Below are 25,317 nucleotides of genomic sequence, written 5' to 3' on the forward strand. Positions count from 1 at the left end.
CCTACGGCAGGCCACTGACAATGGGCCCTGGAAACGGGTACGGGTACGAGGGTTCAGGCAGAGCTGTCGTCGATTCCCTCGGTGTTGACGCGGGGATACAGGGCCCGGTAGGCGTCGAGGTGGTCGGTGAGGTGGCGCCGCCCGGAGTCGGTGAGGAACCACCGGTACGGCCCATGGGTCACCCCGTCGGGGTGCCGCAACACGATGAAGCCCCGGCTCGGGGTCCGCCCGTCGGGGCTTTGCCCCACCGCCAAGTAGTGCGGCCCTCGCCCGGCGAGACTGCCGTCCACCCCCTGCTCCCCAGCGCGCGCGACACGAACCACGATCTTCCACAGCCACAGCGACAGCAGCGGCGCAGGCGGCCCTGCTTCACGGGGAACGCCGAGGGCCGCACGGGCCACCGCCCGGCCGCGCCGGGTCATCTCCACCCGGGTGCGAGGCATATCCCCTAGCCCGTCGACGTACACCCGGTCCCGGTACAGGGCGATCAGGCCGCGCCGCTCCAAAGCGGCCACCGAAGACCCCGCTCCTGGGTCGTGCACCCCAGCCCCGCGCAGCCGCTCCTGAATGCGGGTGTAGCCGACTGCAGCAGACGAGGCGGAGAGCGCTAACGTCATGCGCCGCCATTCGGCTGCCGGTCGTTGCTCCGCTCCCGCCAGACGGGCGTTTCGTTGTTCTTCCTCAACCTCCTGGTCCTGGTGGAAGATGCACGTCAGATAGGTGCGTTGCCGGTCGTTGAGGGAACTCCAGGCGGCCATCGAATCCCCAGACGGCTGGCGCGCACGACGGGCAGGAAGCACCGGAAGTGGGTCCTCGGGACGGCTACGGCGCCAGGCATCCATCACCACTCGGTCGGGGACCCGATAAATCTGGGCGAGTATGCGCGCAACCTGACCGAGGGTCTCAGGTGATGCCCACGTCCAGCCGCGCACACGTCTGCCGTGTTCCAGATCACGGAGCTTCTCCGCGCTGAAGTACAGGCTCTGTGCGCCCCGCTTGCGTCGTAGAACTGAGGCGGCTTCTTCCGTGCTCATACCCGCATCGCGACGCAAGTCGGCCAGGGTCTCGGTTCCCGGATCACGCCCTGTCAATTCCTGCGCACCGCATCGCAGCACCTTCAGCAACCGGCCGAAAGCCCGGTCACCCACAGCCCGTGTTCCCGCCTCCCAATGGCGTACGGCCCGCGGAGTGACTCCTACAGACTCGGCTAGCTCTTCCACGCTCATGTCTCTGAACAGTCGCTGGCGTTCCAGGGCCTGAGGACGAAGAGACTGGGCCATGCCAGAAGCAAAACGCAGTGAACAGTTCACTGCAACCGCCCTGGCGCCCGACTTCGGGCGAATAGCTTTGATCATGGAAACGGTCTCGTGAACAAGGTCATCCCCCTGGGACTATCGCGTGCCTTCGGCGCACCTGGCGACCGCCTTGTGCAGGCCGGGGAAGTCGGTCTCCACAGGGGCGAGGGACTGGAGGCTGGACAGCCTGATCGTCTTCTGGCTCGGGCAGCGCTCGTCCAGGACGCGGGTGGGCAGGACATAGAAGGTCCACTGGTCGAGGTCCAGGGGATCGAGGGTCTGCTTGTCCTGGTGGTGCAGCAGGCAGAACACGTACACGTCGGACCGGCGCAGCACGTCGGCCGAGGAGGTGCCGGTCTGTGCGTCCCAGCCGGAAGCCGACGCGATGGAGAACGAGATCTCCGACAGCTGGGACTGCGCCCACGACTGCAGGTACGCAGCCGACTTCACTTCCACACGCCACTGTTCGGGCGTACGGATGTCGACGGTGTCCCATTCCGTACGCGTTCCGGTGGCGGCGCCCAGGGCCATGGCCACGCGGTATTCGGCCAGGACGCCGCGCATGGTGTTGTTGGCCAGGTCGGAGCAGGCCCAGCTCCAGAACTCACTGAGCCTGCCCATGGTTTCGCCCTTGGCCCGTATCGGCTCGCTGCCGCTGCGGCGCGCGATGACCAGCGGACCAAGATCGGCGGTGCTCATACTGTCCTCCTGACGACGACCTGGGGCGCGAGTGATGCTAAGCCTGGCAGCTGCCACTGACAGCGGAGTTGCCCGTGCCTGCCCGCGCCTTGGCAACGAGTGGAAGAACCCGTAGCTCACCATCACCGCCGGCGGTCGCAGCAGCGTCGTCAAGTAGACGGCCATCCGCATCGGGACGGTGGTCGTGGTCGTCGCCAGCGGCCCAGCCCTGGTGGACGCCCCTCTGGGGAGGGCCGTCGGCAAGGCCGATCAGGCAAGCTGAGTCACCCGCCCACAAGGGCAGTTCGTGACGGCCGTCGTCGAGGCGTGTTCCTTTTCGGGACGCACAGCGTGTCCCGAAAAGGGACATGGCTGCCTGGTCCTGTCCGCTCCCTCTACACCAGGGTGGTCAGGTCCTGGGCGAGGGTGCGGGCTTCGGGGGTGAGGCCGTCGAGGATGTCCCGCGTGTAGGGGGTGTCGCCTCGCGCGGCGAGGTCTCGGATGATGGGCCAGCTCTCGGCGATGAGCTGGAGGGCCTGCCGTGCTTGGTGGATGGCGTCTTGCCGCTGGGTGAGGAATTCCTCGGCGCGCTGGTGCGCCTGGTGCCAGGTGATGCCTCCTTGCTCGGCGAGCTGGGCGAGGGGCGGGGCGGTGTCGCCGTCGGCGAGGCGGAGGGCGTCGGCCTCGCGCACAGGATGTTGGAGTCGTTCCTCTTCTTGGCGCTGGTCGAGGGTGGCGATGGCTTCGTCGAGGGTGAGGGCACCTTCGGTGACCTGTTCGGCGAGGTCGGGTGCGTGCTCACGCAGGCGGCCGTGCCGCTCCTGGAGAGTGGCCGAGCGGGCCTTGTTTTCGAGGGCGAGGCTGTGTGCGGCGTCGAGGCCCATCTCGCCAATGCGGACCTTTTCGGCAAGGTGGGGAGCGTGCTCGAGGACGACGTTGGCGGCGGACAGGCGGCTGCGGCTGAGGCCGTGGAGCTTGGCTTGCCGGCGCACGGAGTGTCCCGAAAGTGAACAGGCCATCGCTGTGATCATTGCCTTCTGGCCCTTGGTGATGTGCCGACGGCGCAGGTTGCCGCCGAGGATCACGTGCGCGATGTCGCCGCCCGTGTAGGTGGTGAAGCGGGGTTCGACGCCGGCGATTTCGCAGGCGGCAAGGCGATTGCGGCCGTCGAGAAGGGTGCCGTCGGCGTCGAGGATGATCGGGAGGTACTGGCCCTCGGCCTTGATGGACTCGGCGAGATCACGCAACTCGTCCGGGTCGAGCATCGGGAAGACGTCTGCGGCGGGGTGGATCTTCAAAAGGGGCTCCTTGTCTCGTAGCGGTGGGGATCAGCGGGTGCGGTGAGGCTGGGTGGCAGGGCTGGCTGGTGTGTGGGCCGGCGGGGCGGTCGGGGTGGGTTTTGACTGCTGGTCCGGGCTGCGGGGTGGTGGGGTGATGTAGCCGAGGTGGTGCAGTCGCCAGACGAGGACGTCGCTGGCCGAGTCGGCGCTGCCCAGTTCGCGTTGTGCCGCGGCCTTGGCGAGCAGAGCAGCGGTGTCGTACCCCGCCCGCTCGGCCTGGTCGAGCACCATCACCAAGGAGTTCCAGCCGGGTTCGGCCTGGAGGCGGTCGACGAGGTGGGGGACAGCGGCCCGGACTGCGGCGGCATGACGCCGCCGGGTGAGGGCGGGCAGGCGTTCGCCGTAGACGCGCAGTACGGCCAGCGGTTCGGCTGCGGCGGCCTGGTAGGCAGTGCGCAGGTGGTCGGCGGCCTGCTGAGCGGCCTGGGCCTGCTGAGCGTGCCCGCGGGCGGCGTGCCAGCGGGCAGCGGCGATGACGGCCAGGACTACGACGTCGAGGATCAACGCGGTGGCCGCGCCATCTGGACTACGGCCGGCAGTGGTGCCGGAATGGACGATCTGGCGGGCCGCGCGGCGCAGCGCGTACATCTCCTCGTCACGCGCGCGGATGTGGGATCGGGTGGCTCGCTCGAAGTGCCAGGCGGCTTCGCGCAGTTCGGCGCGGCTGGGCCCGGCGGTGGTCTGGGCGAGCGCATCGAGGACCTCGCCGATGCCGACCAGATGGGCGGCCGCGATGCCCTCGTCGCCAAAGGTGAGGGTGACGCGGGCGGAGTCGGCGGCCTGGGCGGCGGCGTAACGGGCGCGGGCCGGTGCCGAGGCGCCGCCGCGGTCCAGGGCCGTGAGCGGTGCGTCCGTGTCCATGGCGGCGGTGAACCGCTTGCGGATACGGGGCAGGGACAAGTCGGGAGCGAGGGTCGAACCCGCATACCAGACAGGTTCGTTGTCCTTGTTGCGGTCGCCGACGATGGCGACCTTGTAGCCGAGCACGTCGCCGGAGGGGGCGATGCGCTTGTCGATGCGTACGCCTTCGGCGGCGAGCCGGTCGAAGAACTCTGCCTCGTCGGCGACCCCGGCCAGGGCACGGCGGACGTGCTCGCGCAGCAGTTCCTGCGAGGCCGCTTCCTGGCCGAGGCGTTCGGCCTTGTGGCGTGCGGCGCGGGTGGGGCGCTTGGCGGCGGTCCCATCGCCCGGGGTGACCCGGCGCAGGCCGTAGTCGGCCTCGATGCGGCGGGCCTCGGCCTGGGCGCGGCGGGCTTCATTGTGCAGGCGGGGACGGCGACCGTCGTCACGGACCAGGGTGGCGATGATGTGGATGTGGTCATCCGCGTGACGCACGGCCGCCCACCGGCACGCTCGCTCGTCGCCGTCGGGCGCGATACCGGTAGCGGCGACGGTACGGCGGGCAATGGCAGCCCAGTCCTCATCGGACAGGACCGGGTCCTCGGGACTCGCCCGCACCGAGATGTGCCACACGTGCTTCGCCGGGCGCCGGCCCTTCGGGAGAGCGTTGACGGGCTGGTCGAGCAGGCGCTGCAGCTGCTGATAGGTGGCGCCCCGGTCACGGCCGGGGTCTGGGGTGAGCGGGTCGAAAGCGGCGACCAGATGCGGGTCGGTGTGCTCCTCCTTCGTGCCGGGGCCATACAGGTAGCCGATCAGGCCGGCAGCGTCGCTGCCCCGCTCGTGAATGCTGGGGATCACGATCCGGCACCACCCGCCGCGGCGTCGTTGCGGTGGGCGAGCAGGGCGTCGGCGGCATCCTCCATACGGGAAGCCGCACCGGCGACGATCCGGGCGGCAGCATCGAGGTGGGGTACGTCGGCGCCGGAGTTGAGGGCCTTGACCGCCTGGTTGAACAGGCCGTGGATGCGGCCCAGGTGCCGGCGGGCGGCGAAGAGTTCGTCGATGACTTCCCGCTCGGCCGCGATCTCGGCGGCTGTGCGGGTGAGGTCGCGGGCGGCCTTGTCGACGGCGTAAGCGAGGAACGCGGCGTTGCTCATCTCGCACGCCTCGGCGGCGGCAGAGAAGCGGGCGAGCTCAGCGTCGTTCATACGGCAGCTGGGCTGGTGCAGACGCTTGAGGTGCTGGGGCTGACGGGGACGCTGACGCTTGCGCGCGGGCTTCTCGGCAGCCCGCTCCCCTCCCTGCTGCGGTCCGCCCTCGGCCGCAGCCTGCCCGCCCGGCGCCCCCTGGTGCCGGGCATTCCCCGCCCCCTGCGGGGCGGGGACTCCGGGAGCATCGCTCCCGGGACAACTTGCTGGCGTTGAGGCAGGGGTTGTTGGCAATGAACTGGCGTGGGTGGTGGGGGTTTCGTGGTGCGGGTCGGGCATGGGGTTTCCGTTTCAGAGGGTGGTCGGGGAGTGCTGCGCTCCGGGCGGTCAGTGGTGGGGTTCGCCGCTCATGGCTCAGTGGGAATGGCTTTCGAATGGGCGGACGGCCGTCTCGTGCGTCGCCAGTGGAGCCGTAGTCGTTGAGGCTGACGGTGTCCTCCGGGTAGCGGCGGGAAGGTGAATGTGCGTACCGAGTGCAATTCCGGTACGCCCGTTCCGTGTTGGAGTCCGTGCCGTTAGTCGCTGCTGGTGTCGGCGAGACCCGGTGTACTGCTCTCACGCTCGGCTTCCAGCGCGTCGAGGGCCTGCGTGATCCGCTCGTTGGAGGCTTTGCGGTCGAGCTGGTCGAGCTCGGCGCGCATGGCCGTGTGAGTGGCCGATCCGGTGCGGCCTTCGAGATCGCGGGCGATAGCGATCAGCTCGTCGATGGAGGTGTTGGGCGGGCGCCCCGTGCGGCGAGGCTGAGATTGAGGCTTGACCCGTTCCGGAAGGGGGTCAGCTGGTTCCGGCTCCTTGGGCGGGTTCTGTTTCTCCTGCGGTGTGGACTTCTTCCGGCGGCGCTTGGGGGTGGGGACTTCCGGTACGTACTCGCGTGCGGGGTGCGGCCAGTCATGGGAACGCGGTGCCGTACCGGAAGTGGAGTTACCGGAAGTCGGCAGTCCCGATGGTGCGGATGCGGAGTGGTGGTGAGGGCTTGTCTCCCAGGGGAAGGTCAGGTCGGCATCGAGCAGGGCTGCGGCGTTCCGGCGGGCTGCGTATCGGGCCAGGAACTGCTCGCGCTGGTCCGGATCGGTGGCTACCTGGGCCTGGTCCATGGCGTCCGCCAGACGGCGCAGGGCGCGTCGGCCTCGCCGGGTGGTGCGGTATGCCTTGGGCTTCGCGTGGAGGCGCGTGGCCAGGGCGGCGGCCTTGGCCGTGGCGCGTTCGAGGGTGATCTCCTGGGCGTCGCGGCTGCGGTCAGGGATGCCCAGGCACGACAGGAGGCGTTCGCGGACCTCGCGCCCGATGCGGACGGCGAGGCTGTTTGAGGCGGCCTGTGAGATGCGGTGGCGCAGCTCGATGCCCATGGCGAGGTGCCACATCAGGGCGGCGGCGATCGGCCCGAGACTGGCTCGCACGGTGCCGCCAACCGGACCCGATTCGGCGTAGGCGGGGATGATCTGAACCGCGGTGAAGATCCAGACCAGGGTGCCTGGTAGGCCCGGTGTCCGCATGTCGCTGTGGAGGTTCTGCCTCGCCATCAGGGCGGAGGTGAACAGCACGAGCTCGCCGGCGGCGAACATCATGATCCGCTCTTTCACGCCGTACACGCCGAGGTAATGGGAGGCGAACCGCCAGCTGGTGTCGGCGCTGTAGACCGTGCACACGGTCGCGGTGAAGGCGGCCATCCTCAGCGCGAGGGTTCCTCGCCGCCTCTGCGGTTGCCCGGTGCCGCCGCTCCGGCTTCGCAGTGCCAGGTACGTGGCCGTTACCCCGACGGACACGGAGACCAGGGTCGTGAGGATCAGGGACGTGGTGTCCCATGTCGACCAGGGCACTATCAGACGTCACCGCCCCGAAGTCGTTCCTGGCTCGCGCCTGTTGCCCTCGGCTGAGGCACGCGTGCGGTGTGCTCGGCGGCCAGGACGTAGAGGTGGACGGCGCCCACTGGGATGAGGGGTGTGCAGGCCGCCATGACCAGGATGAGGAAGTCGGCCAGCGTCCAAGGGCCTCCGCCCTGCCGATCGGCGAGGGAGTGGAGTACGAAGACGAGGACGGCGCGCACAGCTATAGCGGTGGCCATCAGCCTCCACGCGTACTGCTCGTTGAGGAACGAGGCTGGGCGCAGTCGGACCATGGCGGCGATCGTCAGGGCGATGAACCCGTCGAGGATTGCGAGGAACACGTAGGGCCAAGGAGCGGAGGCATGGGTCGGGGCAGTGAGGTGATGCACGAGGTCGAGGGCGAGCAGGAAGCTCACTGTGGTCAGTACGACGGCCGTGACGCACCCCCGTGAGGCGGTCCAGGATGACGGGGGCGGAGGTGTCGGGGCAGGGGGAAGTGCGGTAGTGGGCATGTGAGGTCCAAAGTTGCCGTTCGGGCATGGGTGTTGGCGCCCAGGGCGGGCGGTGAAGGTGGGGGAAGAGCGAGTGGCCGCTGGTCAGGCGACGGCGCGGACGGTGCCGCGGCGGCGGTCATCGCCGGTGAGCGTGACGCGGTCGGTCATCTCCGCGAGGCGGGAGGCGACGCGGTCGCCGAGTTTGTCGCGCAGGTCGCGGATGGCGAGGTTGGTGGTGATCAGCGTGGGCCGCAGGTGCTCGTAGCGGGCGTTGATCAGCCGGTAGGTGAGTTCCTCGGTCCACTCCGACGCTTTGGCCGCGCCGAGGTCGTCCAGGAGCAGCAGCGGGCACTTCGCCAGGGTCTGGAGCTCGCGTTCGGGGTCGTGGCCCTGGCGGGGCCGGAGGTTGGCGTACATGTCGGCGACGGTGATGGCCTGCCAGCGCAGTCGGACGCCGGCGCCGAGCAGGGCGCGGATCGCGCCGTACGCCTGGAAGGTCTTGCCCGTCCCGGTGGGGCCGGCGATCAGCAGAGACGGGCCTTCCGCGATGCCCGGCGCCCCTCCTGGACCGGGTTTGCCGGCGCGGGCGACTGCATCGACCCAGGCCGTGATCCCGGGGTGTTCAGCGCGGGCCTCGCGGTAGCGGGCGGGGATGCGGGCGGCGGCCAGTTCCAGCGCGGTGACCGCTACGGGCTCCGGTTCGGCGGAGACGGCGGCATCCAGGGAGATACCGCGGCGGGTGAGGATCTGGGACATGCGGTCGGTGATGAGCCGGGGCTCGGCCAAGTCAGAGCTCCTCTTCGTAGGCGGCAGGGTCGATCGGGTTCCTCCAGGGGGTGTGCGGCGAGGGGACCAGAACTGTAGACCCCGATCCCCGGTTGATCTTCCTCGTGGCGTTCATCGCCTCGTGCACCACGCTCGGCAGCGTGCTCGGACTCAGGCCCTTGGCGCGGTGTAGGTCGAGCCCGGCCCGCAGATGCGCGACGTCGATGCCCTCGCCGAGCAGCTTGTTGACCTCACGGCCGAGGTGGCCGAGGAAGTCACGCGGCGGGCGGTGTACGCAGGCAGCGACGTATTCGCCGATCAACTCCCCAGCCGAGACGGTGTCCGGCGCGTGGGCGCTCGCGCCCCCCAACGGGGTAGATCCAAGGTCCATGGTCCTAGGTCCTAGATCCGGGACGTGAACCTTCACCGCATACTCCTGCGCTTGTGGTGAAGCCTCACTGAATCCGCCCTGACCTGCGGTTCTTTCATTCAGTGAGGGCTCCCGTCGATGCCCGGAGTCTTCACTGAACTCTTCCTGCACACTCATGCCGATGCCGTGAGCTCGCTCTGCAGGCCCGGCGGAACGTCCGCCCTCATGGCGCGGGCAGGCCGGGCAGCGGCTGCCGCTGGGCCGGTTGATCTTCTGGTGCCTGGACCAGGTGACGATGTGCAGGTACCGCCTGCCGTCCTCGCCCTCGTACCGGCAGATCAGCCCGGCCCCGTCGAGCTGGTTCAGGTCGTCCTCGACCTCCAGCGCGCCGTGCTCGGGGCGCAGTGACCACAAGGCGCCGGCGATGACGGCAGCTTGGTCACGGAAGCGACCATGGTCGTCCGCCTGGGTGAGCAGGCCGAAGAAGGTCCGCTCCGCGGGGACACTCACCGCAGCGAGTGACTCGGAGATGAAGGCTTCCGGCTTGATGGTGCGTATGCGTGCCAAGGGGCGTGTGTCCTCACTCGGTAGCTGGGGCGTGGCACCCGGGGCTCACCGTCGTTCAGGGGCAGGAGGCAGAGTTGGAGAGGGGGAGGGAAGTGGGGTTCGGCGCAGAGCAGGCCGCGGTCCCCACTCCGTTGTCAGGCGGGTCATCACACAGAGCCACACCCGGCGCGTACAAGTCCAGCCTCTCCTGGGCAGATCTCTGACGGCAGAAGGCCCGGAGCGCATCCTGGCCAACAAGCCAGCCTCAGAACCGAGTTGTTGAAGGTTGGGCCTATGCCGCGAGGCCGAGTGACCATGGCCCGCGCACTGTGGCCACCGGCTTGCAGTACGAGACCCGTCGCCCGTTCTTCGCGGTGAACTCGACGGACTCCACAGAGAGCTCGCACAGCGCCGGACCGTGCACCTTCGCGAGTTCCGCACGGAACGCGTCCACCGTCTCGGCGAAGCGCCACGAGGAGGAACGGAAGCGGAGCATGCCCAGCTCCCGTCCGTCAGCCAGCTGGAAGGGGACGGTCGTGACCGGCTGCGGCCCTTGGCCGAACCTGGCCCGCTCCTTGCGTTGCGCCATGAGCGGTGGGCAGCCACAAGGAGTTCCGGCCCTTCCCGTGGGTGTCAGGAAGACGGTGCCGTCACAGTGATGCGCGAGGCCCCGGGAATCCCACAACTTCATCTCCAGGCCGATGGCTTCCGGCGCGGCGACAACGATCGAAAGCGCGGAACGTTCCGAGACGACTTCCCATCGCTCGACGCCATCGACGGGGCGCGGTTCCGGACTGCCTCCAAAGACGCGTCCGAATTCCTCGGCGGCCGGCCGCGAACCAGTGATCAGACGCCATACAGGCAGAGGCAGCAACTTCGTGCCCACGACGTGGCCGAACTCGACCTCTCCCGCGATGTCGAGGGCCGTTGTGGCTTGCATGCGGGCACGGAGGGGTTCCAGCGCCGACGTGGTGACGGTTCGGGCAGCGCGCATTTTGGGCTCGCTGTGGGTGCGTGATGCGGACAAAGGGCGTCTCCGGACTGCTCGTTGCGGGGCGGTGTGATGCCGCCTTGGACCACCCAGGCTCCGGAGATTCCCCGGTTTCGCTAACCGGGGACTCGGGTGTAATCTCCCGCGAATTTTTGAGCCACCTTCAGCCAAGATGCGCCGTTATAGGGCTACCCCAAGTCAACTGGTGCGTGATCGACGTCACGCCGCTGCGCCTTCAGTAGCGGCCTCACCCAGTTCCTCCACTTCGCCTGCCTCCTGGGCAGGGCGTACGAACTCGATCCGCGTCCGCCGCTCGACCGGCGTCGACTTCCCCGCACCGGCCGCCTTGCTGACCGTGATGCGCCGCACGAACAGCTTCACGAAGTCCCGGCGCTCCTGTGTCGTCGCTGACGCCCACCACGACCCTTCGCTCACGGGATCTACGTCGCCGGCACCGACCGGCAGCCACAGGTGGATCGGCAGCGAGGGCGTCGACGCCTCCTCCAGTTCGGCGAGCCGGGCCTCGGCCCGCTCCATCCGGCCGAGCAGCCGCTCCCGGCGCTCACGGAATCGGCGCCGACCGACCGGATCGTCGTAGTCGCCGGCTTCCTCGCGGTCGTACAGCTCCTCCAATGCCTGCTTGGCATCTGCTCGTTCGGTGATGAGGCTCCGCCGCTCGCCCGCGATCTCCGGCTGCTCGGACTGTGCCGTGTACCGGCGAGCTGCCTCGGCCAGGATGACCGCCGTCTCGGGGTCGTCCTCGGCGGTCTGGATGAGAGCGAAGATCCGCCGGGCAACGTGCGTGTCCAGGGCCTTCATGCTGATGGTGCACTCACCCTCGTGCTGGCCCGGGAGAGCCTTCCTGCGCCGGCACCGGTACGCGCCCTTGTTGGGAGTGGTGGCACGGTGCGATGTCTTCACCGCACCGCACTCGCAGAACAGCAGGTCCATCGCGGACAGCACGGCGTGGCCACGGGAGAGCCCTTTGCCCTGGCCCCGTCCGTCGAGCCACTTCTGCAGTTCGTGCCAGTCGTCAGGTGTGATGATCGGCGGGTATGCCACGACTGGCTGCATGGTCTCGGCGTCCCGGTCGATGCGGTAGCTCTCGATCTGACTCGTCAGCTTGCCGTCCTCACGGCGCCGGTAGATCGGGGTCGCCGCGTAACCGGCTATGCGCGGGTCCCGCAGGATGCGCATGAGGGTCTTCGGATCCCACACGCTGTCCTTGGTCTCCTTGCCGACCGTCTGCCCCTTCGTCGGCACCCCGTCAACGGTCATCTGCGCGCAGATGCCGGTCAGCGAACCGGGGTGTCTGCGGCCACCGCCCGGCCGGTACGGCATGTCCTTGTGAGCCTTGATCGTCTTCCATACGTCCTTGACCACGGCCACCTCCTCGGGCTCGTGCTCCAAGAGCTGGATCACGATGGGCTTGCCCTCGGACGTCGTGCGCGTGACCGGGACCATGCGGAACCCGTAGGGCGGCTTGCCGCCGAGGTATCCGCCCAGAGCCGCCGCTGTCTTCTTCGCGCCGCGCACCGCGTCGCTCTTGTTCTTGCTCTCGCTGTGCGCCGCGTCGAGCCGCAGGATCAGATGGATCAGGTCCATCAGGTTGCCCTTGCGGAACTCGCCCTCGGTGAGGCTCACGATCGTCACGCCGAGGTTGAGCAGCTCCGTGACGATGGGGATGGCGTCGAGAGGGTCCATCCGCGACAGGCGGCTTATGTAGTAGACGAGGATCAGGTTGATCCGGCCCTCGTGGCAGTCCTTGAGCAGCCGGTCGAAGTCCGGGCGGTCGTCCCCCGTGAACGCCGAGATGCCGAGGTCCTCGTATTCGGTGATGCTCACAGCTCCGCGCCGCTTGGCCTCGGCGACGCCGGCCTCCCGCTGCGTGACCGTGCTGACCTCGGACTTGTTGGCCCGCCCCACCGACTGGCGTCCGTACACTCCGGCGTGAATATCCATGCCGGTCACCACCCCTGGCCTGTTCATGGAGGGACTCTAGCCGTTTGGTCCCCCATCTGGTCTAACCCAAGGGCACCCCGTGGCACCCCCACCGCGGCTTCGAGACCGTCACGTATCTGATCGACGGCACCTTCATCCACCAGGACTCCAACGGTGGCGGCGGCACCATTCAGAACGGCGACACCCAGTGGATGACCGCAGGGTCGGGCCTCCTGCACATCGAGGCCCCGCCGGAGGACCTCGTCATGTCCGGCGGTCTCTTCCACGGTCTGCAGCTGTGGGTGAACCTGCCCGCCAAGGACAAGATGATGGACCCCCGCTACCAGGACATCCGCGGCGGTCAGGTCCAGCTGCTCAGCTCCCCCGACGGCGGCGCGCTGCTGCGTGTCATCGCCGGTGAGCTGGACGGGCACGAGGGTCCGGGCATCACGCACACCCCGATCACGATGATCCACGCGACCGTACGGCCGGGTGCCTCGGTGACGCTGCCCTGGCGCTCCGACTTCAACGGTCTCGCGTACGTCCTCGCGGGCCGCGGCACGGTCGGCGAGGAGCGCCGCCCGATCCGCATGGGGCAGACGGCGGTCTTCGGCGACGGCGGTTCGCTGACCGTCCGCGCGGACGAGAAGCAGGACGGGAACACCCCCGACCTCGAGGTCGTGCTGCTCGGCGGACAGCCGATCCGTGAGCCGATGGCGCACTACGGGCCGTTCGTGATGAACACCCAGGCCGAGCTGCAGCAGGCCTTCGAGGACTTCCAGAAGGGCCGGCTCGGCACCGTGCCCGCCGTCCACGGCATGTGAGTTCCCAGGTCGTACGGGGCCCCATAAAGGTCTAGTCCACATCTTGACCTTGTGGAGCGCGATCGCCACCATGATCACTGAAACCCGAACTCGCTTGCGAGTACGGCATGTTCGGCACAGCCGGCGGGGTCGACGTATCGGGTGAGGCGTATCGCGCGATCCGGAAGGCCCCGTATGACCGTCACCCTCGCTCCCCCTTCGCGGCTCTGGACGAGGAACTTCACGCTCTACTTCACGGCCCCGCACCATGGCCGTGCTCGGCGACACGATGCTGCCCGTCGCGACCGCGGTCGCGATGTATGCGCTCGGGTTCTCCGTGACCGAGGTCGGGGGTGTTCCAGCCCGGCCTGACCAGCCTCGTGCCTCAGGTCTCCGACGATCCGCAGAAGGCCAACGGCGTGAGCCGGGTGAGCCAGGGTCTGGCCACCCTGGCCGGGCCCGCCATGGCCGGCACGCTCGTCGCGGTGGTCTCGCCGGCGTCCGTCTTCGCCGTCAACGCCTTCACGTTCGTGGTCAGCGGGCTCTGTCTGGCCGCGCTCCGGCTCCCGCACTTCACACCCGACCGCACCGCGTCCACGCTGCAGAACCTGGTGGCCGGCTGGGTCGAGTTCCGGTCCCGGTCCTGGCTGTGGTCCGTGATCCTCATCTGGTGGGTGCTCGGCGTCTTCGTCTGGGGTCCGATCACCCCGGTCGGCGCCGCCTCGGTGATCGAGGCGCACGGCAAGGCGGCCTTCGGCTGGGTGGAGAGCGCGTTCGGCGCGGGCTGTGTGCTCGGCGGCCTGGTGGCGATCCGGATCAAGCCGGTACGTCCGCTGTACGCGGGCGGCATCGCCATGTGCCTGTTCCCGCTGGTGCCCCTGGCCGCGGGCCTGGTGCCCTCGGTCCCCGTGATGATGCTCGGCTACGGCCTGAGCGGGATCGGCTGGGCGTACTGGGGCGTGCAGTGGGCCACCGCCGTGCAGACCCAGATCCCCCAGGACAAACTCAACCGCGTCGCCGCGTACGAGATCGCGGGATCGATCCTCGCGGTCCCGTTCGGCCAGGCCGTCGCCGGACCGGCCAGTTCACTCGTCGGTGTCCATGAACTCCTGGTCCTGGGCGCCGTGATCAGCCTCGGCTGCGCGCTGGCCCTGCTAGCGGTACGTCCGGTCCGGCAGCTCGCGCTCGACGAGCAGCCCTGAATTCCCCTCGTCAGCCCTCGGCGGCGGCCCGCTCGGCCTCGGCGCGGCGGTACTCGGCGTTGATGCGCTGCGCCTCTTCGAGCTGGTCCTCGAGGATGACGATGCGGCAGGCGGCCTCGACCGGGGTGCCCTGGTCGACGAGCTCGCGGGCGCGTGCGGCGATCCGCAGCTGGTAGCGCGAATAGCGGCGGTGGCCGCCCTCCGAGCGCAGCGGCGTGATCAGGCGTGCCTCTCCGATCGCCCGGAGGAAACCGGGCGTCGTGCCGAGCATCTCGGCGGCCCGGCCCATGGTGTAGGCGGGGTAGTCATCGTCGTCCAGACGATTGCTGAGCGGGGAATCTGCTGTCATGTCACCTCGTTGAACCAGCGCGTCGAGGGGCCCTGGTGCCGTATGGCACCAGGGCCCCGAAGGAAATTCAACACCATCTGTCGGCCCTACTGTGGCGCCGACCTTCTCTTTGCGCTGCCCGGCCCGGGAGCGGGGCGGGCGAACGCGGATCGCGGATGCGTGACCGTGGACCACCTTCCCATCCGGGGTCTTGCGGTACCCGGGCCGGCAACGATCGGGGCCCAGGCGATCCTGATGGCGTCTGCTTCCTCCGTTCTTCCTCGGTACTTCGCCTTCGATTCTTCCGTACGAGAGAAACCTTACTTACGTCACATCGCAATGTCTACTTTGGCGAGAGTAGATTTTTGTCCATGGGGGCAGAAGGATGCCGGTGCCCAGGCATCTGGACGGGCCTCCGGGAACGCAAGTGAGGCCCCGCCGACGGTGTCGGCGGGGCCTCACAAGGTCTGACTGCGTCAGGGAGTCTGCGGCAGCGAGGACTCGGACGTGCCGAAGGACTCGGACGCACCGAAGGACTCGGACGTGCCGAGGGCGGCGGACGCCTCCTCGAGCGGCGTACGGGCCGGCGCGGGCACCTCGACGTCGTCGCGGCAGGTGAAGCCGAGACGCGTCATGGCGCGGGAGACCTCGCCGGCGGAGAAGTCACGGCGGTCCTGCCGCGTGACGACCGCACCCACCTGCTTGAGCGGGTAGTGACGGCGGCCGATGAGCACCGAACCGGCGGTGATCGGCTCGGGCTTGATGCCCTTCATCGACGCGATCACACCGTCTTTGGTGAGGTCGAAGGGGAAACGGGCGATGACGACGCGCATGATGCCTCACAGTTCGGGGAGAGGGGTGCCGCGTGACGGGCTCTAAGTAGAACGGTCCGATGGCGCCGAGCGGAAGCTCTAAGCGGCACCGGAGGCCGGACGCTCCTGGGTACGGCGCTGCGTCGCCGGACGTCCGGTGCGCCGGGCCTGCGCCGGGCGGCTGCGCCGGCCCCGGGACGAGGACGCGGAGCGCTTGGGGCGTTCCGCGGGAGCCGGTGCCGGAATGGTGACCGGGACGCCCGAGGGCGTCTGGGCGCCGGTGATACGGGTCAACTCCGCGTCTCCGGACCGTACTTGAGTGGTCTGCGGCGTGATGCCCGCGTCGGCCATGAGGCGGCTCATCTGGCGGCGCTGGTCGGGCGTCACCAGAGTGACGACACTGCCGGACTCGCCGGCACGGGCCGTACGGCCGCCCCGGTGCAGATAGTCCTTGTGGTCGGTGGGCGGATCGACGTTGACGACGAGGTCGAGGTCGTCGACGTGGATGCCGCGGGCGGCCACGTTGGTCGCCACCAGGACCGTCACCTGCCCGTCCTTGAACTGGGCAAGGGTGCGGTTGCGCTGCGGCTGGGACTTGCCGCCGTGCAGCGCGGCCGCGCGCACTCCGCTGTTGAGGAGGTGCTTGGTCAGCTTGTCGACCGTGTGCTTGGTGTCCAGGAACATGATCACCCGGCCCTCGCGGGCGGCGATCTCGGTCGTCGTGCGGTGCTTGTCGGGACCGGAGACGTGCAGGACGTGGTGCTCCATCGTCGTGACCGCGCCCGCGCTCGGGTCCACGGAGTGGACGACCGGGTCGCTCAGGTACGTACGGACGAGACGGTCCACGTTGCGGTCGAGGGTGGCCGAGAACAGCATCCGCTGACCGTCGGGACGCACCTGGTCGAGCAGCGCGGTGACCTGCGGCATGAAGCCCATGTCGGCCATCTGGTCGGCCTCGTCGAGGACGGTGATGTCGACCTGGTCGAGACGGCAGTCCCCGCGGTCTATGAGGTCCTTGAGCCGGCCCGGGGTCGCGACGACGACCTCGGCACCACCGCGGAGCGCACCGGCCTGCTTGCCGATCGACATGCCGCCGACCACCGTGGCCGTGCGCAGCTTCACGGAGCGTGCGTAGGGCGTGAGCGCGTCGGTGACCTGCTGGGCCAGCTCACGCGTGGGCACGAGGACCAGGGCGAGCGGCTGGCGCGGCTGTGCGCGGCGGCCCGCGGTACGGGCGAGCAGCGCGAGGCCGAAGGCGAGGGTCTTGCCCGAGCCGGTGCGGCCGCGGCCGAGCACGTCACGGCCGGCGATGCCGTTCGGCAGGGTGGCCGCCTGGATCGGGAAGGGCTCGGTGACGCCCTGGGCGCCGAGCGTCGCCAGCATGGGCGCCGGCATGTCCAGGTCGGCGAACGACTCGACCGCGGGCAGCGCGGGAGTGACGGTCACCGGCAGCGCGAACTCCCCCTGGGGGGCGGGCCTGCGGCGTCCGCCGCCGCCACCGCGGTTCGGCGCACCGCCGCGGCGGCCGGAGGAGCCGGACCCGTAGGACCCGGATCCGTAGGAGCTGCCGCCCTTGCTTCCCCCGTAGGAGCCGCGTGAGCGGCCGGAACGTTCATTTGTGCGTGCGCGGTTCATGGGAACCTCCTTGATACGGCACGTACCAAGGAATTCCCGAAGTAAAGCGAACAGCACGGGGAATTGCGAGAACGAGCCTGGGTAAATACGCGAATAACTCCGGTCGACGTGCAATTCACAATGGACCGAAATTCTGGCAGGCGGGCAGATACTGCTGAACCTCGCCTGAAAAAAGCAACGAGCTGGGGCCCGCACGCAAGGTGCGGGCCCCAGCTGTCAACTGCGTGAGCGTCAGGCGGTGACGATGTTCTCCGCCGTCGGGCCCTTCTGGCCCTGAGCGATGTCGAACGACACCTTCTGGCCTTCCTGGAGCTCACGGAAGCCCTGGGCGGCAATGTTCGAGTAGTGGGCGAAGACGTCGGGGCCGCCGCCGTCCTGCTCGATGAAGCCGAAGCCCTTTTCAGCGTTGAACCACTTCACGGTACCAGTAGCCATGTCAATTCTCCTTCGGGGCAGTTCCGTACACCGCACCGTGCGGAATACGTGTCGCCGCGATGATCAACCCGCCGGAAAATGACCGGACATACGAAAGTGCTCCCACCGGCCATGGATAGGCGATGAGGGCACTTGAAGTTTTCGGGAACCACAACTGCAACTGACATCAATGTAGCACGGTGCGAACGGCGCTGCGCGGCAGGAATTTGAATTCCGCCTGTCGTGCCAGAAATCTTCCCGGCGCTTCAGTGCTATATCTGTCGTGGCGATCACAGATATGGGACGGTCGTGAGGGCCGGGTCACTCCTGCGGCCCTTCCGGCGCGCGGGCCGGGGGCTGCGGTGATCGGCTGGCCGTGTGCTCACCCTGCTGCCCGAACCCGCCCGCAAGCTCGGCGCCTGGAGCGTGCTCGCCCTGCTGCTCGCCGCGCTCGCCGCGGTGGGCATCTGGCTGTGCATCCACCTCAAGACGGCCGTCACCCCGGTCATGCTCGCGCTGCTCGGCACCGCGCTGCTCGGCCCGCTGTACCGGCGCCTGCTGCAGATGAAGGTGCAGAAGTCCCTCGCCGCCGGGCTGACCTGTGCGGCCGTGGTCCTGGTGGTCGGCGGCGCCGGATACATCGTCGTCAGTGCCCTGATCGAGACCGGGGACCAGATCATCGCCTCGCTCCGGGAGGCCGCGAAGTCGATCGCGCAGCATCTCGGTGTGGCCGGGGCGACGCTCGACGATCTCGCCAAGAACTCCAAGGACCTGCTCACCAAGTTCGGCAGCACCGCCGCGTCCGGCGTCATCAGCGGGGTGAGCATCCTGGCGGAGATGATCGCGATGGCGGTGCTCGCGCTGCTGCTCGTCTTCTTCTTCCTGCGGGATTCCGACCGCGCGGTGTCCGCGCTGCACTCGTTCGCGCCGCGCGGCCGGGGCGAGGCGCTGGAGACCATGGCGCGGCGGGCCTTCGAGGCCATCGAGGGCTTCATGCGCGGGACCACGCTGATCGCCCTGATCGATGCGCTCTGCATCACGGTCGGGCTGCTGATCCTGCAGGTGCCGGGGGCCGTCGGGCTCGGTGCGCTGGTGTTCGTGGGCGCGTACATCCCGTATCTCGGGGCCTTCATCTCCGGCGCCGTCGCCGTGCTCGTCGCGCTCGCCGACCGCGGGTTCATCATCGGGCTCTGGGCGCTCGGGGTGGTGCTTGCCGTGCAGGTCCTCGAAGGACACGTCCTGCAGCCGATGATCCAGTCGCGGACCGTGCAGATGCATCCGGCGGTCGTGATGCTCGCGATCACGGCGGGCGCCTCGGTCGCCGGCATCCTCGGGATGCTGCTGGCGGTGCCCCTGACGGCCGCGGCGTTCGGGATCTACTCCGAGCTGCGGGTGCAGTACGCGGGCCGGTCGGCTAGAGCTTGACCGCTTCGTACAGCTCGAACCAGATGGACTTGCCCTGACCGCGGGGGTCCACGCCCCAGGCGTCCGCGAGGAGTTCCATCAGGACCAACCCGCGGCCGGATGAAGCGAGTTCGCCGGGGCGGCGCTTGTGCGGGAGGTCGTCGCTGGAGTCGGAGACCTCGACGCGCAGCCGGCGCCGGCCGATCTCGCCGCGGGCCTCGGCGATCAGGAGCGCGTCGTTGTCGGTGTGCACGAGCACGTTGGTGACCATCTCGGAGACCAGGAGCACCGCCGAGTCCACCTGCTCGGGGTCGGCCCAGTCGTGCAGCAGGTCGCGCAGCTGGTGGCGGCATTCGGCGATGCGCTGGGGCTCGGGCTGGGCGACCGAGAGCATGATGCGGCGCACCGGGGGTGCCGGCTCGCCCGCGTCGCAGCCGCAGCCCTGGCCCGGGCGGCAGAGCAGGACGACCGCGATGTCGTCCTCGCGGCGGTCGACCAGCGGGCCCGTGGAGTGGTGCGAGGACGGGCCGATCACGCCCTGGACCAGCGCGTCCGCGAGCTCTTCGAGGTCCTCGCCGCGGTGCTGTTCGAGGATGGGCTGCAGACGCGTGAAGCCGGTGTACATGTCGTGGCCGCCGGTCTCGATGAGGCCGTCGGTGCAGAGCATGAGCAGTTCGCCGGGTTCGAGGGTGATCGAGGTCGTCGGGTAGTCCGCGTCCGGGTCGATGCCGAGCGGCAGGCCGCCCGCGGTGGGCCGGATCATGACCGTGCCGTCGGGGGTGCGCACCAGCGGGTCGGGGTGGCCCGCGCGGGCGATCTCCAGGTGGCCGGTGGCGGGGTCGGCCTCCAGGTACAGGCAGGTCGCGAAGCGCGGGTCCGCGGTGCCGCCGGCGTCGGGGCCGCCCGTGGAGCCGTACGTGATGGAGTCGGTGATCCCGTACAGGAAGCGGGTGGCGCGGGAGAGGACCGCGTCGGGGCGGTGGCCCTCGGACGCGTACGCGCGCAGCGCGATCCGCAGCTGCCCCATCAGGCCCGCCGCCCGTACGTCATGGCCCTGTACGTCGCCGATGACGAGCGCGAACCGGCCGCCCGGCAGCGGGATCATGTCGTACCAGTCGCCGCCGACCTGCAGCCCGCCGCCGGTGGGCACATAGCGCGCGGCGACCGACAGGCCCGGTATCTCGGGGCCGAGCGTCGGCAGCATCGAGCGCTGCAGGCCCTCGGTGAGCTCGCGCTCGGTCTCGGCGGCGCCCGCGCGGGACAGGGCCTGGGCGAGCATCCGGGCGACCGTGGTCAGGACCGAGCGCTCGTCCGGCGTGAAGGAGACGGGGTGCGCGAAGCCCGCCATCCAGGCGCCCATCGTGCGGCCCGAGACGGTCAGCGGCAGGAAGGCCCAGGACTGGCGGTTGAAGCGGCGCGCGAAGGGCCAGGTGGCGGGGTAGCGGGAGGCGTACTCCTCCGGGCTCGACAGATAGATCGCCCGGCCGGTGCGGACCACGTCGGCGGCCGGGTACTGGGCGTCCAGCCTGATGTCGCGGAAGGGCTGCTCGTCGTCCGTCGTATGGCCGTGGTGGCCGATGATCGACAGATGGTCGCCCTGGACGCCGAAGACGGCGAGACCGTTGGGCTCGAAGCCGGGCATCGACAGGCCCGCCGCCACCCGCAGGACCTCGGCGGTCGAACGGGCCTCGGCGAGGGCGCGGCCGGCGTCGAGCAGGAACGCCTCGCGCGACCTGCGCCAGTCGCCGGTCACGGGGGTGCGGGCGGAGGCGCCCGGGGGCGGTTCGGTGACCTCCTGGAGCGTGCCGATCAGCTCGAAGTGGTCCTCGTCCACCAGCGGCTTCGTACGGCTGCGGACCGTGCGGACGTGTCGGCCGTGCTCGTCCATGACGCGCAGCCGGGCCTCCGCGAGGGTGCCTTCGAGCACGGCGAGGTTGACGACGCCGTTGATCTCGTTCCAGTCCGAGGGGTGGAAACGGGAGCGGATCCCTGCCTCCGTCAGAGCGACGGGACCCTCGATCGGGGCCTCGGGGGTGCCGAGGCCGAGCAGGCGTGCGGCCTCGGCGTCGAGGGTCACCACGCCGGAGGCGTTGTCCCAGCGCCACAGGCCGGTGGCGACGGCCTCGAGCACGTCCCCGACCGGGGGCAGGCACGCGGCCGGCTCGTCGGCGGGGTCCGTTCGCATTGACCCAGATTAAGTACGGGGGGCCGAAAGCTGCACGTCGCGGCAGGGCGAGGGGGCGGGCGCCCACGGCCCGAAAAGGCGACGGGGCCCGGCCGGCGCGCCCGGTAACCTTGAGCGCGTTGATTCCCGCCTGTCTCGCGACGAACGACGACGCGAACCCACGAACTGGATGAAGAAAAATGCACCGGTACCGGTCCCATTCCTGCGGCCAGCTCCGCGCCACCGACGTCGGCCAGGACGTCCGGCTCAGCGGCTGGCTGCACAATCGGCGCGACCTCGGCGGCATCCTCTTCATCGATCTGCGCGACCACTACGGCATCACCCAGCTCGTCGCCCGCCCCGGCACCCCCGCGTACGAGGCCCTCGACAAGCAGACCAAGGAATCGGTCGTACGGATCGACGGCAAGGTCGTCTCCCGCGGCGCCGACAACGTGAACCCCGAGCTGCCCACCGGTGAGGTCGAGGTCGAGGTCGCCGAGGTGGAGATCCTCGGTGCGGCCGAGCAGCTCCCGTTCCAGATCAACCAGGACGACGGTGTCGGCGAGGAGCGCCGCCTGGAGTACCGCTTCCTGGACCTGCGCCGCGAGCGCATGCACAAGAACATCATGCTGCGCAGCGCGGTCATCGCCTCGATCCGCTCGAAGATGGTCGCGCTCGGCTTCAACGAGATGGCCACGCCGATCCTGACGGCCACCTCGCCCGAGGGCGCCCGCGACTTCGTGGTGCCGTCCCGTCTGAACCCGGGCAAGTTCTACGCGCTGCCGCAGGCCCCGCAGCAGTTCAAGCAGCTGCTCATGATCTCGGGCTTCGACCGCTACTTCCAGATCGCGCCCTGCTTCCGCGACGAGGACGCCCGCGCGGACCGTTCGCCGGGCGAGTTCTACCAGCTCGACGTCGAGATGAGCTTCGTCGAGCAGGAGGACGTCTTCCAGCCGATCGAGAAGCTGATGACGGAGATCTTCACCGAGTTCGGTGGCGGTCGCGAGGTCACCTCGCCCTTCCCGCGGATCCCGTTCCGCGAGTCGATGCTGAAGTACGGCAACGACAAGCCGGACCTGCGCGCCAAGCTGGAGCTCGTGGACATCACCGATGTCTTCGCGGACTCGGAGTTCAAGGCGTTCGCCGGCAAGCACGTGCGCGCGCTGCCCGTGCCGGACACCGCCGGCCAGACTCGTAAGTTCTTCGACGGTCTCGGTGACTACGCGGTCGAGCAGGGCGCCAAGGGCCTTGCCTGGATCCGCGTCGGCGAGGACGGCTCGTTCCAGGGCCCGATCGCCAAGTTCCTCACCGAGGAGAACAACAAGGTCCTGACCGAGCGTCTGGGTCTGACCGCCGGTCACGCGGTGTTCTTCGGCGCCGGCGAGTTCGACGAGGTCTCGAAGATCATGGGCGCGGTCCGCGTCGAGGCCGCCAAGCGTGCGGGCCACTTCGAGGAGGGCGTGTTCCGGTTCTGCTGGATCGTCGACTTCCCGATGTACGAGAAGGACGAGGAGACCGGCAGGATCGACTTCTCGCACAACCCCTTCTCGATGCCCCAGGGCGGCATGCAGGACCTGGAGGAGAAGGACCCGCTGGACATCCTGGCGTGGCAGTACGACATCGTCTGCAACGGCATCGAGCTGTCCTCCGGCGCCATCCGTAACCACGAGCCCGACATCATGCTCAAGGCCTTCGAGATCGCGGGTTACGACGCGGAGACCGTGGAGCACGAGTTCGCGGGCATGCTGCGTGCTTTCCGCTTCGGCGCCCCGCCGCACGGCGGGATCGCCCCGGGCGTGGACCGCATGGTCATGCTGCTCGCGGACGAGCCCAACATCCGCGAGACGATCGCGTTCCCGCTGAACCAGAACGCGCAGGACCTGATGATGGGCGCCCCGACGGAGCTGGACGAGTCCCGTCTGCGCGAGCTGAACATCGCGCTGCGCAAGCCGGTGGCCAAGAAGGACGCCGCCGAGTAGCCGTATGGACGTGAGGAAGGGCCCGGAACCGCGCTGGTTCCGGGCCCTTCGCCGTGCTGCTGCCTCTGCCGATTGCCGTACGGCTCTCTGCCAGTCCTGGGCCCGCAGGGCGAGGACCTGCGGGTCGGTGGGCGGGTGCGGGTGGGCGGCGCCTGCGGGGGGCTGGATTTCCCCTACCCGCCCCTTCCCGAAACCGGGGCTCAGCCCTGCCCCCTGTGAGGCCCCGCGCCCCAGCCCTCGCCGACCTCGCGCGCTCCGCTGAACTACCCGCCCAGCGAAGCCGAGTAGGAAGCCAGGGCGTACAGCGTGACCGCGCTGATGGCGAGTACGCCGACGATCCACGTGGCGATTCTGCGGCCCCGGGTGCGCCCGGTCTTCGGCGGCCTCGGGGCCTTGGGGGCCTTCGGCGCCTTGCGCTGCTTCGACGCGCGGGGCTCGTGCGTGGGCGTCGGCGGCTCCGCCGCAGACGTCAGGTCCGCGAGGAGACGGCGGCAGGCCGTGGCCAGTTCGGCGGTGCCCGCGGCCAGCGGGACGACCGTCTCCGTACGGGCGGGGGCCGTCGTGCCGCCGTCGAGGATGAGCCCCGCGCGGATACGGACGTCCCCCCGCGTGCCCGCGACCCCGAGGCTGATCCACCGCTGGACGTGCTCCCCGCGGATCACCATCCCCCCGTCGCGCTCGCGGTAGATCGTGTGGTGCTGCCAGAGAACCTTCGCCAGTTCCTTGGCAGCCGGATACAACTGCGCGCTCAAGGCCCCCCCTAGGACGCGAAACGACGCGAACTGCGTATGCGCTGTGTGACGTTGTGTGATGTACATGCCGAGCTTGGAAACGCCGCACTTTAGCAGCGTGCTCCGACAGGGCCGAGCACGCGGACAACCCGTGCCCAACCCGGAGTCACCCCCTCAACTCCGGAGCCACCCCGCCTTCCCGGCAGTCGGCCGCGCGAGGCAACCTGGTCGGGGGGCCAGCCGGTTGCCTCAGTGTGAGAGACCGAAGAGAACGGCGGGACGGCGATGCGCGGGGGGCAGGACGAGGGGGAGGGCGACTTCGAGGCGTTCGTCGACGCCCGTGGTCCCCGCCTGCTCCGGATGGCCTGGCTGCTCACCGGCGACGCCCACCTCGCCGAGGATCTGCTGCAGACGGTGCTCGCCCGTGTCTGGCCCAAGTGGCAGAAGATCGCGGACGATCACCCCGAGGCGTATGTCCGCAAAGCCCTGGTGCATACGCATGCCTCCTGGTGGCGACGGCGCTGGCGCGGCGAGGTGCCGCACGGCGAACTCCCGGACCGGGCGGCCACGTCGGACGCGTACGAGGGCGTGGAGCTGGAGCAGTCGCTCGCCGCGGCCGTACGGGCGCTGCCGGTGCGGCAGCGGGCGGTGGTCGTGCTGCGTTACTTCGAGGACCTGAGCGTCGAGGAGACGGCCGCGACCCTGGGCTGTGCGACCGGCACCGTCAAGAGCCAGTCCGCCAAGGCGCTGCGCACGCTGCGGGCCGTGCTGCCCGAGTACGTGGGGGTGCGCGATGACCGCGGATGACGAGCGCGAGCTGCGTGAACTCCTGGAGCGGACCGTGCCCCGGCTGCCCGCCCCGGCTCTGCGGATGCGCCGGCTGCGGGAACGGGTGGTGCGGCGACGGCGCAGACGTACGGCCGCGGCGGCGGGCTCCTGTGTCGCCGCCGCCGCGGTGCTCGCCGGCACGCTGCTGCCCGATCCGCCGAAGGACACCGGACCCGCCCTCGTACCGCCCGCGGCCTCGGCCTCGCGCGATCTGCTCCGCCACTCCGAACTGGCCGGTCTCACGGTGGAGTTGCCCCGCGGCTGGTACGGCCTGGCGGTTCCGGAGGACCGCGGGAACAAGATGCGGGCCGTGGCCTACGCGGCACCGCAGCCGCTCGGCGGCGGCGGGAGCGCGTGCGCACGGGACGGGATCGGGGTGTGCCCGCCGCTCGACCGACTGCCCGAGTCCGGCGGCGCGTTGCTGATCCTCACCCTGGACCGCACGCCGACGCTCGCCGGCAAGGCCCAGTCGCCGCCGCGCCTCGACGGTACGTCCCTCGACGGGGTGTGCCGCTCGATCGGCGCCTCGCGTCAGTACTACGGCCTGGCCAAGGTGCCCGGACAGCCCGATGCCGCGCTCGCCGCGACGCTGTGCGCGAGTGGCGGGTCCGCCGCGGCGGGGGAGCAGGCGGAGGTGATGCGACGGATGCTCGCCGGCGTCCGTTTCGCCAAGTACGCCTCCCGGCCCCCGACTTCGGCGACCAAGGCACCTGCCGACCGCTGACC

The 25,317-nt window shown here is 69.6% G+C and carries 22 protein-coding genes and 1 pseudogene; 6 read left to right on the top strand and 17 right to left on the bottom strand.

Annotated features, from left to right (window positions below):
- Positions 1 to 53: 53 nt before the first annotated feature.
- From H9Y04_RS17410 to H9Y04_RS17460, 11 genes are all read right to left on the bottom strand, one after another.
- A complete protein-coding gene (locus tag H9Y04_RS17410; protein WP_187815103.1) occupies positions 54 to 1,280 on the bottom strand; it encodes a helix-turn-helix domain-containing protein in 1,227 nt (408 codons plus the stop codon).
- Positions 1,281 to 1,391: 111 nt separating this feature from the next.
- Positions 1,392 to 1,994 (bottom strand): hypothetical protein, encoded by a 603-nt coding sequence (locus tag H9Y04_RS17415; protein ID WP_187814785.1) that lies wholly within the window; start codon positions 1,992 to 1,994, stop codon positions 1,392 to 1,394.
- 374 nt (positions 1,995 to 2,368) lie between these two features.
- A complete protein-coding gene (locus tag H9Y04_RS17420; protein ID WP_187814786.1) occupies positions 2,369 to 3,271 on the bottom strand; it encodes a ParB N-terminal domain-containing protein in 903 nt (300 codons plus the stop codon).
- A 30-nt stretch (positions 3,272 to 3,301) separates the two neighbouring features.
- Positions 3,302 to 5,011 carry a relaxase/mobilization nuclease domain-containing protein gene (locus H9Y04_RS17425; protein WP_187814787.1) on the bottom strand — a complete coding sequence of 570 codons (1,710 nt, stop codon included), beginning with the start codon at positions 5,009 to 5,011 and terminating at the stop codon, positions 3,302 to 3,304.
- Positions 5,008 to 5,361 (bottom strand): plasmid mobilization relaxosome protein MobC, encoded by a 354-nt coding sequence (locus H9Y04_RS17430; RefSeq protein ID WP_187814788.1) that lies wholly within the window; start codon positions 5,359 to 5,361, stop codon positions 5,008 to 5,010. The genes H9Y04_RS17425 and H9Y04_RS17430 overlap by 4 nt, the downstream gene beginning before the upstream one ends.
- 515 nt (positions 5,362 to 5,876) lie before the next feature.
- Positions 5,877 to 7,028: a hypothetical protein gene (locus H9Y04_RS17435; RefSeq protein WP_236070930.1), complete on the bottom strand. Its 1,152-nt coding sequence runs from the start codon at positions 7,026 to 7,028 to the stop codon at positions 5,877 to 5,879.
- 152 nt (positions 7,029 to 7,180) lie between these two features.
- On the bottom strand, positions 7,181 to 7,600 hold the full coding sequence (locus H9Y04_RS17440; RefSeq protein WP_187814789.1) for a hypothetical protein: 420 nt from the start codon (positions 7,598 to 7,600) through the stop codon (positions 7,181 to 7,183).
- Between the two features lie 180 nt (positions 7,601 to 7,780).
- A complete protein-coding gene (locus H9Y04_RS17445; RefSeq protein ID WP_187815105.1) occupies positions 7,781 to 8,434 on the bottom strand; it encodes an ATP-binding protein in 654 nt (217 codons plus the stop codon).
- A gap of 31 nt (positions 8,435 to 8,465) precedes the next feature.
- Entirely contained in the window at positions 8,466 to 9,380 is a 915-nt protein-coding gene (locus H9Y04_RS17450; RefSeq protein ID WP_187814790.1) for a hypothetical protein, read from the bottom strand.
- A 271-nt stretch (positions 9,381 to 9,651) separates the two neighbouring features.
- Positions 9,652 to 10,353 carry a recombination directionality factor gene (locus tag H9Y04_RS46765; protein ID WP_306660145.1) on the bottom strand — a complete coding sequence of 234 codons (702 nt, stop codon included), beginning with the start codon at positions 10,351 to 10,353 and terminating at the stop codon, positions 9,652 to 9,654.
- A gap of 216 nt (positions 10,354 to 10,569) precedes the next feature.
- The gene (locus H9Y04_RS17460; protein ID WP_236070933.1) at positions 10,570 to 12,339 is read right to left on the bottom strand and encodes a recombinase family protein; all 1,770 of its coding nucleotides are present in this window, start codon (positions 12,337 to 12,339) and stop codon (positions 10,570 to 10,572) included.
- 38 nt (positions 12,340 to 12,377) lie between these two features.
- On the opposite strand from H9Y04_RS17460, the pseudogene H9Y04_RS17465 reads away from it, so the two are divergent.
- Both H9Y04_RS17465 and H9Y04_RS17470 read left to right on the top strand, forming a co-directional pair.
- Positions 12,378 to 13,115: pseudogene (locus H9Y04_RS17465) on the top strand (pirin family protein); the annotation flags it as partial.
- A gap of 332 nt (positions 13,116 to 13,447) precedes the next feature.
- Positions 13,448 to 14,296: an MFS transporter gene (locus H9Y04_RS17470; protein ID WP_214661300.1), complete on the top strand. Its 849-nt coding sequence runs from the start codon at positions 13,448 to 13,450 to the stop codon at positions 14,294 to 14,296.
- A gap of 10 nt (positions 14,297 to 14,306) precedes the next feature.
- Here the strand turns inward: H9Y04_RS17470 and H9Y04_RS17475 are convergent, their stop codons facing one another.
- The 4 genes from H9Y04_RS17475 to H9Y04_RS17490 all read right to left on the bottom strand — a co-directional run bounded on the left by H9Y04_RS17475 (position 14,307) and on the right by H9Y04_RS17490 (position 17,506).
- Entirely contained in the window at positions 14,307 to 14,645 is a 339-nt protein-coding gene (locus H9Y04_RS17475; RefSeq protein ID WP_187814792.1) for a helix-turn-helix domain-containing protein, read from the bottom strand.
- A gap of 455 nt (positions 14,646 to 15,100) precedes the next feature.
- Positions 15,101 to 15,457 (bottom strand): SCO5918 family protein, encoded by a 357-nt coding sequence (locus H9Y04_RS17480; protein WP_187814793.1) that lies wholly within the window; start codon positions 15,455 to 15,457, stop codon positions 15,101 to 15,103.
- 78 nt (positions 15,458 to 15,535) lie between these two features.
- Positions 15,536 to 17,071, bottom strand: a complete 1,536-nt coding sequence (locus H9Y04_RS17485; RefSeq protein WP_187814794.1) for a DEAD/DEAH box helicase — start codon at positions 17,069 to 17,071, stop codon at positions 15,536 to 15,538.
- Positions 17,072 to 17,302: 231 nt separating this feature from the next.
- Positions 17,303 to 17,506, bottom strand: a complete 204-nt coding sequence (locus H9Y04_RS17490; RefSeq protein WP_020113641.1) for a cold-shock protein — start codon at positions 17,504 to 17,506, stop codon at positions 17,303 to 17,305.
- Positions 17,507 to 17,863: 357 nt separating this feature from the next.
- On the opposite strand from H9Y04_RS17490, the gene H9Y04_RS17495 reads away from it, so the two are divergent.
- On the top strand, positions 17,864 to 18,910 hold the full coding sequence (locus tag H9Y04_RS17495) for an AI-2E family transporter (RefSeq protein ID WP_187814795.1): 1,047 nt from the start codon (positions 17,864 to 17,866) through the stop codon (positions 18,908 to 18,910).
- On the opposite strand, the gene H9Y04_RS17500 is transcribed toward H9Y04_RS17495, so the two are convergent.
- Positions 18,900 to 21,074 (bottom strand): ATP-binding SpoIIE family protein phosphatase, encoded by a 2,175-nt coding sequence (locus H9Y04_RS17500; RefSeq protein WP_187814796.1) that lies wholly within the window; start codon positions 21,072 to 21,074, stop codon positions 18,900 to 18,902. The genes H9Y04_RS17495 and H9Y04_RS17500 overlap by 11 nt on opposite strands.
- 179 nt (positions 21,075 to 21,253) lie before the next feature.
- Between H9Y04_RS17500 and aspS the strand changes: the two genes are divergently transcribed.
- On the top strand, positions 21,254 to 23,032 hold the full coding sequence (gene aspS / locus H9Y04_RS17505) for an aspartate--tRNA ligase (protein ID WP_187814797.1): 1,779 nt from the start codon (positions 21,254 to 21,256) through the stop codon (positions 23,030 to 23,032).
- 263 nt (positions 23,033 to 23,295) lie between these two features.
- On the opposite strand, the gene H9Y04_RS17510 is transcribed toward aspS, so the two are convergent.
- On the bottom strand, positions 23,296 to 23,784 hold the full coding sequence (locus H9Y04_RS17510; RefSeq protein ID WP_236070935.1) for a hypothetical protein: 489 nt from the start codon (positions 23,782 to 23,784) through the stop codon (positions 23,296 to 23,298).
- A gap of 264 nt (positions 23,785 to 24,048) precedes the next feature.
- Here H9Y04_RS17510 and H9Y04_RS17515 point away from each other — a divergent pair, with 264 nt between their 5' ends.
- Positions 24,049 to 24,570, top strand: coding sequence for a SigE family RNA polymerase sigma factor (locus H9Y04_RS17515; RefSeq protein WP_187814798.1), 522 nt, complete (start codon positions 24,049 to 24,051; stop codon positions 24,568 to 24,570).
- A complete protein-coding gene (locus tag H9Y04_RS17520) occupies positions 24,557 to 25,315 on the top strand; it encodes a hypothetical protein (protein WP_187814799.1) in 759 nt (252 codons plus the stop codon). Before H9Y04_RS17515 ends, H9Y04_RS17520 begins: the two co-directional genes overlap by 14 nt.
- Positions 25,316 to 25,317 lie beyond the last annotated feature (2 nt).

The organism is Streptomyces polyasparticus (assembly GCF_014493765.1).
GTDB lineage: Bacteria > Actinomycetota > Actinomycetes > Streptomycetales > Streptomycetaceae > Streptomyces > Streptomyces polyasparticus.